This window comes from Campylobacter concisus (assembly GCF_902460545.1).
GTDB classification, from domain to species: domain Bacteria; phylum Campylobacterota; class Campylobacteria; order Campylobacterales; family Campylobacteraceae; genus Campylobacter_A; species Campylobacter_A concisus_AE.
Genome location: NZ_CABPUE010000007.1, coordinates 153,112 through 165,238 on the forward strand (window position 1 = coordinate 153,112; position 12,127 = coordinate 165,238).

Consider the following 12,127-nt stretch of genomic DNA (forward strand, 5'->3'; position numbering starts at 1 on the left):
AAAATCTTGAAATTTTACTTTTAAAGGAAAAATATGAAAAAGTTCTTACTTTTAATGGTCGCAATTTTTGCATTTGGCAATGAAAATTTGCTAGTAAGTGCTGGTGGCGGATATAAAAAGATAGTTGAGGCAGTCGCGCAAAATCTCAAAAAAGATGGCGTAAATATCGACACTTCTTTTGCGAACATCACAGCTATCATGGCTCAGGCAAAAGAGGGCAAAACTGACGTGATCGTGGGCGATGAGGACTTTTTGAAAAAGTCTGATCTAAAGATCGCTGAGTATGTAAATTTAGGCTCAGGTGCCTTGGTGCTGGCTACTAAAAAAGGTGTAAAAATAGAAAAAGTTGAAGAGCTAAAAGCACTTTCCAAGATCGCTATGCCAGATGCAACAAAGACGGTTTATGGCAAAAGAGCGAATGAATTTATGCAAAAAGCAAATTTAAGTGGCGAGCTAAAGGATAAAATTTTAGCGGTTGCCGGCGTGCCACAAGTCGTTACTTATGTATTAAACGGCGAAGTTGATGCTGGATTTATTAATCAGACCGAACTAAATGCACATAAAGACGATTTTGGTAGTTTTATCTTGATAGACAAATCGCTTTACGCTCCAGCAAACATTGTAGCTGCGAAGCTTGAAGGATGCGATAAAAAGGCTGATTGTGAGAAATTCTTAAATGAGCTAAAAAGCGAGAGATCAAAAGAAATTTACACTAAATTTGGCATAAGATAAGGCTAAATTTGCAAGAGCTCTCTTGGCTGTTTGATCCTCTGATTTTAAGCATAAAGGTCATTTTGTGCCAAGGGGCTTTGCTCGTCGTTTTTGGGCTAGCTTTAGCTTATCTTTTGGCCTTTTATAAAGGTAAACTTAGAGCCGTTTTAGAGATGATCGTAACTTTTCCACTCATCTTTCCGCCCATTGCGACTGGATTTTTACTGCTTTATCTGCTTGGCAAAAATGGCATCTTCGGTAAGGCTTTAAATTTAGAAATTATTTTTAGCTTTAAGGCCCTTGTTTTAGCTGCTTTTATAGCTTCGTTGCCACTATTTGTAAAGCCTGTCGCTTCTGCTCTTGGCTCACTTTCAAAAAGCCTAAGCGAAGCAGCATATAGCCTTGGAAAAGATAAATTTCAAACAGCTATTTTCGTGCTCTTTCCATGTGTTGCAAAAAGCGTAGCGACGGCTTTTATTTTAGCGATCTCGCGTGGGCTTGGCGAGGTTGGAATAACACTAATTTTGGGTGGTAATATCATAGGCAAAACAGACACTATCTCTCTTGCCATTTATAATGCCGTATACGATGGTAAAAGTGATGAAGCGCTGATTTTAAGCCTTGTTTTGGTTGTATTAAGCTTTATTTTGTTTGGGATTATAAATTTGCTTGATAAAAGTAAAATTTAAAGTGAGTGGCGAGAGGATGAGAGAATCGAACTCCCCACCAGACGGTCAACCGCCCAGTCATCGGGTTTGAAGCCCGTGAGCATCACCAGATTACTTTATCCTCCGTGCGCGTTATTTTAGCAGATTTAGATAAATTTTAGCCCATTTTCTATAAACTTTTTGAAATTACAAAAGGATTTCTGATTTTAAAATTTAGCGTTTTTGTATTTTTAACTCTATTTTTTTGCTCTTGCTCTTCGGTTCTTTCTCCAGCAACTGCGCCGCTAAATGTATATGATGCATACTCTATTTCACGCGATAAACGTGGTATTTACTCGATCACAAGAGATAAATTTATACAAAGCAAATTGCAAAGCAAAATTTTATTTTCAAAAGGTCTTAGTAATATCGATATCGAGATAGAGGTTTTTTACGGAGATGCTTATCTGATCGGACTTGTTGATAGTAAAGAGCTTGAAGATAAGCTGGTAGAACTGGCCAAAAGTACAGATGGTGTGCGAAAAATTTATACCTATCTTCGTATCAAAAAGCCAGAATATCCGTGCGATAGTCTAAAAATTCTTGCAAACTTAAAGCAAAATCTTTTTAAAGATAGTATAGTTGAGGGCACAAATGTGCGTGTTAGTATCGTTGGCTGTGATGTTGTATTTAGCGGCGTAGTTGATAGCATTGAGCAAGAAAAACATGCTATTTGGTACGCTAAGCATATTGATGGCGTGGCCGATGTCTACTCATTCATCAAAGTTATCAAATAAATTTAGCTTAAATATCGCGCTTTTTTACAAAGCTTGCAATGAGGCTTGGTAAGATGATTAGTGCGCCAAGAAGCATAAATACCATAACAAGATCGGTTAGTAAGCCAAAATATATGGTCGGGATAAAGTTACTGGTTATCATCACACTAAAACCAAGAAAAATAGTGAATGATGTGTAATACATCGCATATCCGATGCTTGCGTGTGCGACTTTAATGCTCTCAAAAACACTTTTTGTAAGCATTTCTTCTTTAAAGCGGTGGATATAGTGAATGATATCATCAACACCGATACCAATGCTAATGGCTGCGATCGTGATACTCATCACATCAAGCGGAATACCAAAAAATCCCATCACGCCAAAGAGCGTGCAAAGCGGGATTAAATTTGAAACTATCGCAATGGTTGCTAGCTTTATGCTTCTAAAAATAAAGCAAAATATGACAAAAAGTATAGCGACAGTTAGTCCAAAAGTATCAACTTGTGAGCTAAGTAAATTTTGAAGCATATTATTATAAAGCACCATCATGCCGGCCACTTCTATGCTTACATTGTCATTTTTAGTAAGCTGTGCTAGCCCTTCTCTAAGCTCTTTTAGAAATAAATTTCGTCTAAGCTCGGAGTCGCTATCGACGATCCTTATACTAAATCTAAGCTCATCATCTTCAACGCTTACATAAGGACTTAATAAGATATTTTTATAATTTTGTGGTAATTTCTCATACATCGCAGCTAATAAAAAATCATCACTCGCACCGTTATTTAGCTCTTTTATGGCTTTTATAAGGGTTGCTAGCGAGCTTACATGTCCGACAAATTTTTGCTCTTTTAAATAGTCGTGAATCTTCTCAGCAACCCTTGTGTGATAGCTATTAAACCAGTATTTTGCATCCTTAGCGTTGCTTTCAAACTCATTTTCAAACTCATCTTGCTCGGCATTTTTTTCTTGTTTTTGCTCTTTAAATTTCACTATCACATCAACTGGTATCGTGCCGCCAAGCTTGGTATCAATGACTTGCATTCCTTGGCGAATTTCTGTGCTTTCTTTAAAGTAGCCTATAAAGCTATTTTCAACCTTTATCTTGCTGATACCATAAACACCAAAGCAGACAACTAGAGCGCAAACTACATAGATGACCTTTCTTGAGTTTAGTGCTAAATTTGCACAGTATTTTGTAAATTTAAAGCTATTTTCAAAGGTTCTAATGGGAGCTAATTTGTTTAAATTTACATTTATCGCGCCAAATAGCAAAAATGCAAGCACAAGCGAAACGCTAATGCCAGTGCTCATCATAATGCCAAGCATGATAACTGGCTTTATGTCAGCACTCATAAGCGAGCTAAAGCCAATAACCGTGGTAAATATCGCCCAAAAAGATGGAGAGAATTTATCACGAAGCGTTAGATAAATTAGCTGATTTTGGCTATATTTTGGATGCTTTGCGTAAAATTCTCTATAGCTAACGACAAGATGAATCACAGTTGAAATAGTAATGATGAGTTGAAGTGCGATGTAGTTTGAGCTAATGACCGTCACTTCCCAGTCAAATATACCAAAAATTCCGGTCGTAAAAATGGCACTTACGGCACATATAAACATCGGCAAAACTATCCATCTAACCTGCCTGAAAAATAGCCACAAACTAAAGCTAAGAAGAGCAAGTACGCTTAGGCCATAGACCAAAAGATCGCTCTTTATAAAGCCTATCATATCATCGGCGATCATATTTGCACCGCCTAAGAATAGCTCGTCATTTGCGTTAAATTTAGCTATGGTTGCTTTTATAGCCTCAAGGTTTTCGTGATCGCTCTTTCTAAGCTCATCTCGGTAGGCTTTAAACTCATAGGCAAGAGCCTCTAGCTTAAGTCGCTCAGCTTGTGTGATAGTGCCGTTTGACTCTTTTTGGCTAAGTAAATTTCTTTCATTTACAAGCTCATTAAATTTCTCATCTTGTTTTAAATTTAGAGCAATTGCTGTGGTTTTTAGATCTTTGCTTATCAAATTTCCGCTGTAAATCGGACTTTTGGCAAACTCGAGCTTCGCTTTTGAAATATTTATATCTTTATCTTGCAGCGTTGGAGTATGATCTAAGATACCAGTAATCCCGCCTTTTACACTATTTAAAAGCGGAATATTTATTATAGAGATGACGCTATTTACCATATCGTTTTTAGCTAGTTCATCACCTAAATTTTTGATAAGTTCTAAATTTTTAGGTGAAAAAAGATCATCTTTTGGTGTAAAAGCAACCACTAAAAATCCGGGTGAGTCGTAGCGTTTGGCTATCTCTCTATAAGCTTTTAAGTCAGGGTCGTGCTCAAGTAGTAGCGTTTCAGCTGACGCATCAACGCTAAGCTTGGTGCTAAGATAGCCAAAAACTACGCTTAAAGCTAAAATCAGAGCAATAATAAGCTTGTTTTTAGCAATGATAAATTTAAAAATTTGTCGCATTAAGGGTTAGTTTTATTTTGATCAGGCAAAACAGCTTCATTTAGCTTTTGTAAAAGAGTATTGAAATCAGCGTTATTTAGCACATCGCCAAACTGGCTTCTGTATGTTTGAATGATGCTTACACCAACGATATCAAGATCGTAAATGAGCCAACCACGCTCTTTTGCATCATAAAATTTATAGACAAATTCGTAGCTCTTGCCATCATTTATAAGCTCAGATGTGAGCCAGTATCTATTTTTCTGAGGCTCACTTTCTCCAGTGATGTGGATCTGTTGGTCTTTGTAGCCTAAAAGTTTATCTATGTATGAGCTTTTTAGTTTTTGCTCAAATGCTGCGTCAAATTTAGCTTGCTCGTCGCTACTTAAGCTGTTGTAGCGTTTGCCAAGGCTTATCTTTGCCATTTGTTTATAGTCAAAAAATGGATCAAGAAGAGCAAAAATTTCTTTTGTCTTTGCGTTATTGTCTAAATTTGTATCTTTTAAAATTTCAATAACCTTTGTTGTTTTCATCTCTACTTCAGGCTTGATCTGCTCTTTCGAAATAGCAAAAAGGCTAGTTGTAAAAAGTAAAATCATAGTTAAAATTTTTAAAATTTTCATATTTACTCCTTGATAAGCTTGTCGCGTCTTTGCTCGTAAGCATCGCGTAAAAATGGATAAAGATCAATAGCATCTTTTCTTAGTTTTTCATAAGCAGTTGGATCTTGTGAAAAGTTATTAAACGCTCTATATGACTTGATACCAGTTGATAAAAGTATAGGATCAACGTAGCTAATAGGATCAGCAAAATAATCTCCGACCATGCCACCAGTATCTCTTAAATTTGATGGTCCAATAAGTGGCCAAACTATATGAAAACCGCTACCAAGCCCCCAATATCCAAGCGTTTGTCCAAAATCTTCATCGTGAGGCTTGAGGTTGTAGTATTTTGCTCCGTCTGTTAGTCCGCCAAAGCCTATTATCGTATTTGCTAAAAATCTTAATGTCTCTTCGCCAGCATTTTGAAATTTAAACTGAAGTAAGTTATTTACAAAGCGCACTGGAAAAAGCAGATTGTCAAAGAAATTTGAAACCATTGTTCTAGCTGTTTTTGGCACAACATAGGCATAGCCTTTTGCCACCGGAGTTAGCATATTTACATAGATAAAGTCATTTGCATGTGTCATAATTCTATTGTAGCCACTAAGCGGGTCAAAAACATCTTTTTTTGCTTCAAATTCAACATCAAATTCATCGCTTTCGCTATTCGTATTTATGTCCGTATTAGCACAGGCTAAAAACAAACTAAAAAAGATAGAAAGCAAAAATTTCATACTAAGCCTTATTTTTATTTATAAAATGTAGCTTGATTTTATCTTTTAAAAACTTTACAAGAAATTAAGAGAAATTTATAAATCGACTTAAATCTTTAAGCTTAAGGATTAATATAATTAGATATACTTCACAAATTATTCTCTAATATAGTAAAGGTAAAAATTTTGAAAGCAGATATAAATTTAGAACTATTTTTAGGCGAAGATACACAGGTTTTAGCTAAACATATTACATTATTAAAGGCCATAAAAGAGACAAAAAGTATCACAAAAGCAGCGGAATTGGTTGGTATATCATATAAAAATGCTTGGGACTGTCTTGATACGATAAATAACAAAAGTAGCAAGCCACTTATTATTAGAGCTGATGGAAATAAGAAAAATAGTGGCTCCGAGCTAAGCGAGTATGCCGATAAACTGATAAAAATTTATGATGCCATTCTTGAGACTCAAAAGGACTTTTTACAAAAAATTTGTCAAAAAGTAGATTTTGAGGATGTAGATATTGTAAATCTTCAAAGAATGAATATGAACTTAAGTGCTAGAAATCAGCTCTCATGCGAGATTGTAAGTATAGATCGTGGTGCGGTAAATTCTCAAATAGTTGCAAAACTAAGTAATGGCTACACGCTTGAGTCAAACATCACGGTTGAAAGTGAGAAAAATTTAGGCCTAAAAGTTGGACAAAAGGTTATTTATATTTTTAAGGCCCCAGCTGTCATTTTGGCCAAGGATCTAGATATAAAAATAAGCACAAAAAATCAATTAAAAGGCGAAGTGATCGAAGTAAAGATAGGTGCTGTAAATGCTGAAATCACTTTAAAACTAAGTGATGAACAGACTTTAACTGCCATCATCACAAAAGATAGTGCTATCCAGATGAAAATAGGTGTTGGCGATACACTTTTAGCAATAGTAAAATCATCTCAAATCATTATAGGAGTTTAAATGAAAAAAGTTTTTAAATTTTTATGTGTAGCAGCTTTGCTTGCCATAAACGCACTTAGTGCTGAAGTAAATGTATATGCAGCAGCAAACACAACATACGCATTTCCAGAGCTTATAAAAGAGTTTAATAAGCTTCATCCAAATACAAGGATCAATCTAACTCTTGGTGCAAGTGGCGGTCTTGTTACACAGATCCAAAACTCAGCTCCAGCTGATATATTCATGGCTGCTGATATGGGCTTTGCACAAAAAGCTTATGATACAGGCTTTGCAGTAGCTGCTCCAAAAGTTTACGCACAAGGTGCTGTGGCTATTTTTTCTATTAGAGATGTTGATTTTAAAAAAGGCATCGAAGTTGTTCGTGGTTTAAAGGCGATTTCTATTGCAAATCCACAAACAGCACCATACGGTAAGGCCAGCATAGAAGCACTCAAAAATGCAAAACTTTATGACGAAGTAGAAAAAAATATCGTTTATGCTCAAAAAATTTCTGAGACTCTATCTCAGGCGTTAAGTGCTTCTGACGTAGGTTTTATCGCTGCTAGTGCACTTTTTGATGATAAAATGTCAAAATACAAAGAGGGCGTTAATTACATCCTTGTTCCACAAGAGCTATACACTCCGATCGATCAAGGCATCGTACTCTTAAAACGTGCTGAAAATAATGCTGATGCGAAGGCATTTTATGAGTTTATCTTGGGTGATAAATCAAGAGAAATTTTTAAGAAATTTGGCTATAACGTTCCTGCTAAATGATAAAAGCAAAGATCGTTAGGATTTTAGCCAAAGATGATGTCAGCTTATTTGAGCTAAAGGGTCTAAATTTAGAGGCAAATTTATTTATGCTAGTCTTAAACGAGGCTAGTAAATTTGCCTTAAATGATGAGATTGGCTTAGGTTTTAAAAGCTCGGATGTCGTCTTGGCAAAAAATAAACTTGACACTAGCTCGCTTGAAAATGAATTAAAATGCATGGTAGAGGCTATAAATTTTGGTGAAGTTTTAAGCGTTGTTGGTCTAAAGTGCGATCAAATTAGCTTCGAAGCCATCATTTCAAATAACGCTTTAAAAGCATTAAATTTGAACAAAAACGATAGTGTTTTTGCCTATATAAAATCTACTAGTATTCATATAAGTACTCAAAAATGATAGAAATTTCTTGTAAAAAAGAGCTAAATGGCGGCGATGGCAAATTTATGCTTGAGGCAGACCTTAGCTTTGAAAATGGCGATTTTGTCGCACTTTATGGAGCAAGTGGCGGCGGAAAGACCACTATTTTAAGGTTGATTGCCGGTTTTGAAGCGCCACAAAGTGGTTTTATAAAAGTTGGAGATAAAATTTTCTTTGACGATAAGATAAATTTGGCTCCGCAAAAGCGAAATATCGGCTTTTTGTTTCAAGATTATGCATTGTTTGAAAATATGAATGTCTTTAAAAATTTACTCTTTGCAAAAGATGACGTAAGCCTAGCAAATAAACTCCTAGACATATGCGGCCTAACAAGCCTAAAAAATGCAAAGATCAGCACCCTTTCTGGCGGCCAAAAACAACGCGTAGCACTTGCTCGTGCAGTTATGAGAAGACCTGAAATTTTACTGCTTGATGAGCCACTAAGCGCACTTGATAATGCCATGCGTGAGAAATTGCAAAACTATTTATTGGCGCTTCACGACGAATTTAAAATGAGTATTGTCTTGGTAAGCCATGATATCGCCGAAATTTATAAGCTTTGTAATAAAGTATTTGTTCTTGAAAATGGCAGAATTTCAAGATCTGGCACAGCTAGTGAGATATTTTTAAAAACCGCCGGATCTCAAAAAATCGCCTTCAATGCTAAAATTTTAGAGATAAAAAAATGTGATGCGATCTTTGTAGCGAATGTACTGATAAACCGTCAAATTTGTGAAGTTGTGCTAAGCAAAAACGAAGCAATGAATCTAAAAGCAGGCGATATGGTAGTAGTTAGCACAAAAGCATTTAGCGTAAATTTGGAAAAAGCATGATAGACGAGTTAAAAAGTATCGATTACGAGCCATTTTGGCTATCACTAAAATTATCTTTTATAACTACTTTTATCTTGTTCTTTGCCTGCATTGCACTTGCATATTTTATGTCGCAGAAAAAATTCTTTGGCAAATCATTTTTAGAGTCAATAATCTCACTGCCTTTGGTTTTGCCACCAAGTGTTCTTGGCTTTTATCTGCTCATTTTTCTTTCGCCTTATTCAGCCTTTGGTAAATTTATTGAGGAAATTTTTGGAGTTAGGCTTGTTTTTAACTTCACAGGTCTTGTTGTGGCAAGTTGTATCTATTCATTGCCATTTATGTTTGGGCCGATTTATGCTGGACTAAATAGCCTAAAAAAGAGCCTTTTTGAAGCGAGTTATAGTCTTGGTAAAAATAAACTCACAACTATTTTCAGGGTGATTTTGCCAAGTATAAGATCGAATTTATTAATAGCCACTGTCGTTAGCTTTGCTCACACTATGGGCGAGTTTGGCGTTGTTTTAATGATAGGCGGTAGCGTAGCTGGAGAGAGCAAGGTTGCGAGCATTGCGATATTTGAAGCGGTTGAAATGCTTGATTACACCAAGGCTCATATCTATGCACTTTTGATGTTAATAATTAGCTTTTTTGTCCTTTTCGTAGTTTATCTTTTAAATTCTAAAAAAGCTTAAGACAAAGCTTATAAAGATATAATAGTAAAAATTTTAAAGGATGAAGTATGATAAAAGTGCCTACAAGTATATATTTAAATACATTAGATGGTAAGGAATTTGATTTTTCTGCCTTTGCAAGAACGCATGACTGCGTTATTTTTATCTACCCAAAGATAGGCGAGGACTTTAGTCTTTTAAGCGAGCAATTGCAAAATACTGCAGGCATGAAGGGCTGCACCAAACAAGCTATAAACTACAAGAAATTTTTAAAAAATTTTAACGATCTTGGTTTCATGGTAGTGGCCATTAGCTCACAAGATATCGCAGCTCAAAAGAAATTTCAAGAAGAGACTTCAACTGGTGTTATGTTTTTAAACGATAGTGAGTTTATGCTTGAAAGGGCACTTGAGCTTCCAGTTTTTTCTGCATCAAATGGACATAAATTTTACTTTAGGCAAACACTTATCATTAAAGATGGCAAGATAAGGCACGCATATATAGTGGATGATCCTGAGAATGATGCCAAAAATATGCTAGAAAAACTCAAAGAAAAAGACTACTAGGAGCTAAAATGAGTCAAAATAGCAAAATTGAGAAGTCTTATGATGAGCTAACTTATAAATCAATAGCTTTTGCCCAATCGTCGCCATATAGGCTTGAAGCTTGTGCTACACTTCTTGGCATAACTCCACCGCCATGCGAAAATGCAAGAGTTTTAGAGATAGGATGTAGCTTTGGTGGAAATTTGATCCCATTTGCAGTAAATAACAAAAATGCAAAAGTAGTTGGCATAGATCTTAGCGGTGAGCAGATAAGGCGCGGGCAAGAGATCGTTAAAGAGATGGGGCTTACAAATTTAGAGCTTATACACGGCGATATTTGCGAATTTAAAAGCGATGAGAAATTTGACTATATCATCGCTCATGGTGTTTTTAGCTGGGTGCCTGACTTTGTAAAAGAAGCTATATTAAAAGTCGTAAGAGAGAATTTAAGTGCAAATGGCGTGGCATTTATCTCTTATAAGTCGCAGTGCCGTAAAAACGGCGTTTTTACCCATTAAAAGAAGTAAAATTTTAATCTATTTTTAGTAAAATTTAATCTTATTGTAACATATTTTTTAAAATAAGATGTCTAATATTAAATTTTAAATGACGATATCATTTAAAAAAACCGCCCTTTGTTTAACTTCTTTCGGCAGATACTTCGCATAGGAGCGATAAGTCTCGTTCAAGTCCTTATGCCCCATCATTTTACAGCCCACCCACATAGGTTCCTCGCCGCGGCTCAGCATGACGGAAGCAAAGGAGTGTCTAGTATCATAAAGCCTGCGAGTATTGTAACCAAGTTTTACTTGCAAATCATTAAATTTAAGCCGCATCATAGACCGAGAAAGCCTAAAAATCCGCTGGCTTTTGTCGCCGCTATCAAGCTTTATGAGTTCATTATAGACGATTTGCAGCATATCGATCGTGCGGTTGCTGGATTTAGTTTTCGGCGAATCCACGATGCCGACGTCCGAAAGCGTTTTATTTATCCGGATTTGCCTATTTTCAAAGTCTAGATCGCCGAAAGTAAGAGCTAAAATTTCACCGGTTCGAGCGCCAGTAAAGAACGCCACGACCAAAAACAGCCGCAGCTCGTCGTCGGCGTTTTTAATGAGTTTCAAAATTTCATCAAGGCTAAACGGCGGAAATTTTTCATCCTCCAATTCATCGAGGTGTTGCTTAAATCTAGGGATAAAAAACGGATTTTTGGAGATTATGTCATTACTTACGGCATATCGAAAAATCATCTTAAAAAAGGAGCAATAGCCGCTAATAGAGCTATCCTTTAATCCTTTATTCTTACAAAATTTAACGAATTCTACGCTGTGATACCTCTCAAAATCGGCTAGGTAGAAGATACCATTAGTGTTTAAAAATTCCGTGATCGTATGGCTCATAATCACGTAAAGCCGCCTAGTTTTATCCTTTAAAAACGACTTCTCGGCAAGGAGACGATCGATCACGCTATCAAAGCTAAACTCACTAGAATTTTTAATAGCGCCGGCGTCTTTCTCCCCTTTTCTAAGGAGCCTGTCGGTTTGTAAGTCCTCGAGTTCGCGATACCGGCGTTTAGCCTCCGCGATATCGGATTTAGAGCCGAGAAATAAATCGTAATTTTTACGAACGAAATCAAACGCCAAAGGTGACTTTTTAAGACCCGTAGCACGGCGAATTCTAACGCCGTCCCTTTGACAATCGATATAAAAACGTCCGTGTTGCACGTAGATATTTTTATTTTTTTCTAAATTTTTCATACGAGTAACTTTATCAAAATTTAATTAAAAGTAAGCGAAAAGTCGCCGCCTTTAAGGTTAAAATTTTTTGAAATAAAAATTTTTTGCTTAAAGTGCGATTTTACGGAGATTGAAATTCTCAAAACAAGCAAAAAATCAATTAAGAAAAGCGATTTTTTACAAAATCTCGCTAATAATTAATTTTTATTTTTAAGTTTTATATAATAAAATACTCATATAACAAAATCGTTATCGCCATTAATTCAATTAAGTAAAAGTTACATAAAAAGTTTAAGCTTTTACAAAATCTCGCCCGCCCTT

General features: G+C 35.9%; 14 protein-coding genes and 1 tRNA gene. 10 read left to right on the plus strand and 5 right to left on the minus strand.

Annotation, left to right across the window (positions count from 1 at the left end; genetic code table 11):
• The first annotated feature begins 33 nt into the window (after window positions 1-33).
• Together modA (FZ949_RS06020) and FZ949_RS06025 are read left to right on the plus strand one after the other, a co-directional pair.
• Window positions 34-732: a molybdate ABC transporter substrate-binding protein gene (modA, locus tag FZ949_RS06020; RefSeq protein ID WP_103579436.1), complete on the plus strand. Its 699-nt coding sequence runs from the start codon at window positions 34-36 to the stop codon at window positions 730-732.
• An 8-nt stretch (window positions 733-740) separates the two neighbouring features.
• Entirely contained in the window at window positions 741-1,400 is a 660-nt protein-coding gene (locus tag FZ949_RS06025) for a molybdate ABC transporter permease subunit (RefSeq protein ID WP_103579437.1), read from the plus strand.
• 6 nt (window positions 1,401-1,406) lie between these two features.
• Here FZ949_RS06025 and FZ949_RS06030 read toward each other — a convergent pair.
• Window positions 1,407-1,504, minus strand: a tRNA-Sec gene (locus tag FZ949_RS06030).
• Window positions 1,505-1,579: 75 nt separating this feature from the next.
• On the opposite strand from FZ949_RS06030, the gene FZ949_RS06035 reads away from it, so the two are divergent.
• A complete protein-coding gene (locus tag FZ949_RS06035) occupies window positions 1,580-2,155 on the plus strand; it encodes a BON domain-containing protein (protein WP_103579438.1) in 576 nt (191 codons plus the stop codon).
• 7 nt (window positions 2,156-2,162) lie between these two features.
• On the opposite strand, the gene FZ949_RS06040 is transcribed toward FZ949_RS06035, so the two are convergent.
• From FZ949_RS06040 to FZ949_RS06050, 3 genes are read right to left on the minus strand one after another with little or no spacing between them, the layout of a single operon-like run.
• Complete coding sequence (locus FZ949_RS06040; RefSeq protein WP_107824110.1) at window positions 2,163-4,607, minus strand: efflux RND transporter permease subunit; 2,445 nt, start codon at window positions 4,605-4,607, stop codon at window positions 2,163-2,165.
• Window positions 4,607-5,209, minus strand: a complete 603-nt coding sequence (locus tag FZ949_RS06045; protein ID WP_087580771.1) for a Tgt2/MlaC family protein — start codon at window positions 5,207-5,209, stop codon at window positions 4,607-4,609. Before FZ949_RS06045 ends, FZ949_RS06040 begins: the two co-directional genes overlap by 1 nt.
• A 2-nt stretch (window positions 5,210-5,211) precedes the next feature.
• Window positions 5,212-5,922: an MlaA family lipoprotein gene (locus FZ949_RS06050; RefSeq protein ID WP_107824109.1), complete on the minus strand. Its 711-nt coding sequence runs from the start codon at window positions 5,920-5,922 to the stop codon at window positions 5,212-5,214.
• Window positions 5,923-6,087: 165 nt separating this feature from the next.
• Here FZ949_RS06050 and FZ949_RS06055 point away from each other — a divergent pair, with 165 nt between their 5' ends.
• Genes FZ949_RS06055 through FZ949_RS06085 form a run of 7 tightly spaced genes read left to right on the plus strand, consistent with a single transcriptional unit; the run spans window position 6,088 to window position 10,588 of the window.
• Window positions 6,088-6,870 (plus strand): TOBE domain-containing protein, encoded by a 783-nt coding sequence (locus FZ949_RS06055; RefSeq protein ID WP_148790232.1) that lies wholly within the window; start codon window positions 6,088-6,090, stop codon window positions 6,868-6,870.
• The gene (gene modA, locus FZ949_RS06060; protein WP_148790233.1) at window positions 6,871-7,626 is read left to right on the plus strand and encodes a molybdate ABC transporter substrate-binding protein; all 756 of its coding nucleotides are present in this window, start codon (window positions 6,871-6,873) and stop codon (window positions 7,624-7,626) included. It begins immediately after the preceding gene.
• Window positions 7,623-8,018, plus strand: a complete 396-nt coding sequence (locus FZ949_RS06065) for a TOBE domain-containing protein (protein ID WP_103579444.1) — start codon at window positions 7,623-7,625, stop codon at window positions 8,016-8,018. The genes modA (FZ949_RS06060) and FZ949_RS06065 overlap by 4 nt, the downstream gene beginning before the upstream one ends.
• Window positions 8,015-8,872 (plus strand): sulfate/molybdate ABC transporter ATP-binding protein, encoded by an 858-nt coding sequence (locus FZ949_RS06070; RefSeq protein ID WP_103579445.1) that lies wholly within the window; start codon window positions 8,015-8,017, stop codon window positions 8,870-8,872. The genes FZ949_RS06065 and FZ949_RS06070 overlap by 4 nt, the downstream gene beginning before the upstream one ends.
• Window positions 8,869-9,546: a molybdate ABC transporter permease subunit gene (modB, locus tag FZ949_RS06075; RefSeq protein WP_103579446.1), complete on the plus strand. Its 678-nt coding sequence runs from the start codon at window positions 8,869-8,871 to the stop codon at window positions 9,544-9,546. The genes FZ949_RS06070 and modB overlap by 4 nt, the downstream gene beginning before the upstream one ends.
• A 47-nt stretch (window positions 9,547-9,593) precedes the next feature.
• The gene (locus FZ949_RS06080) at window positions 9,594-10,091 is read left to right on the plus strand and encodes a redoxin family protein (RefSeq protein WP_103579447.1); all 498 of its coding nucleotides are present in this window, start codon (window positions 9,594-9,596) and stop codon (window positions 10,089-10,091) included.
• Window positions 10,092-10,099: 8 nt separating this feature from the next.
• Window positions 10,100-10,588, plus strand: coding sequence for a class I SAM-dependent methyltransferase (locus tag FZ949_RS06085; protein WP_262367785.1), 489 nt, complete (start codon window positions 10,100-10,102; stop codon window positions 10,586-10,588).
• An 84-nt stretch (window positions 10,589-10,672) separates the two neighbouring features.
• Here FZ949_RS06085 and FZ949_RS06090 read toward each other — a convergent pair whose 3' ends face one another.
• Window positions 10,673-11,827, minus strand: a complete 1,155-nt coding sequence (locus tag FZ949_RS06090; protein WP_002953805.1) for a tyrosine-type recombinase/integrase — start codon at window positions 11,825-11,827, stop codon at window positions 10,673-10,675.
• Window positions 11,828-12,127: the final 300 nt, after the last annotated feature.

What these genes read in the sequence shown, in the direction of transcription:
- modA (WP_103579436.1), top strand. Translation starts at nt 34, where the DNA reads ATGAAAAAGTTCTTACTTTTAATGGTCGCAATTTTTGCATTTGGCAAT.
- FZ949_RS06040 (WP_107824110.1), bottom strand. Translation starts at nt 4,607, where the DNA reads ATGCGACAAATTTTTAAATTTATCATTGCTAAAAACAAGCTTATTATT.
- FZ949_RS06045 (WP_087580771.1), bottom strand. Translation starts at nt 5,209, where the DNA reads ATGAAAATTTTAAAAATTTTAACTATGATTTTACTTTTTACAACTAGC.
- FZ949_RS06050 (WP_107824109.1), bottom strand. Translation starts at nt 5,922, where the DNA reads ATGAAATTTTTGCTTTCTATCTTTTTTAGTTTGTTTTTAGCCTGTGCT.
- modA (WP_148790233.1), top strand. Translation starts at nt 6,871, where the DNA reads ATGAAAAAAGTTTTTAAATTTTTATGTGTAGCAGCTTTGCTTGCCATA.
- FZ949_RS06065 (WP_103579444.1), top strand. Translation starts at nt 7,623, where the DNA reads ATGATAAAAGCAAAGATCGTTAGGATTTTAGCCAAAGATGATGTCAGC.
- FZ949_RS06070 (WP_103579445.1), top strand. Translation starts at nt 8,015, where the DNA reads ATGATAGAAATTTCTTGTAAAAAAGAGCTAAATGGCGGCGATGGCAAA.
- modB (WP_103579446.1), top strand. Translation starts at nt 8,869, where the DNA reads ATGATAGACGAGTTAAAAAGTATCGATTACGAGCCATTTTGGCTATCA.
- FZ949_RS06080 (WP_103579447.1), top strand. Translation starts at nt 9,594, where the DNA reads ATGATAAAAGTGCCTACAAGTATATATTTAAATACATTAGATGGTAAG.
- FZ949_RS06085 (WP_262367785.1), top strand. Translation starts at nt 10,100, where the DNA reads ATGAGTCAAAATAGCAAAATTGAGAAGTCTTATGATGAGCTAACTTAT.
- FZ949_RS06090 (WP_002953805.1), bottom strand. Translation starts at nt 11,827, where the DNA reads ATGAAAAATTTAGAAAAAAATAAAAATATCTACGTGCAACACGGACGT.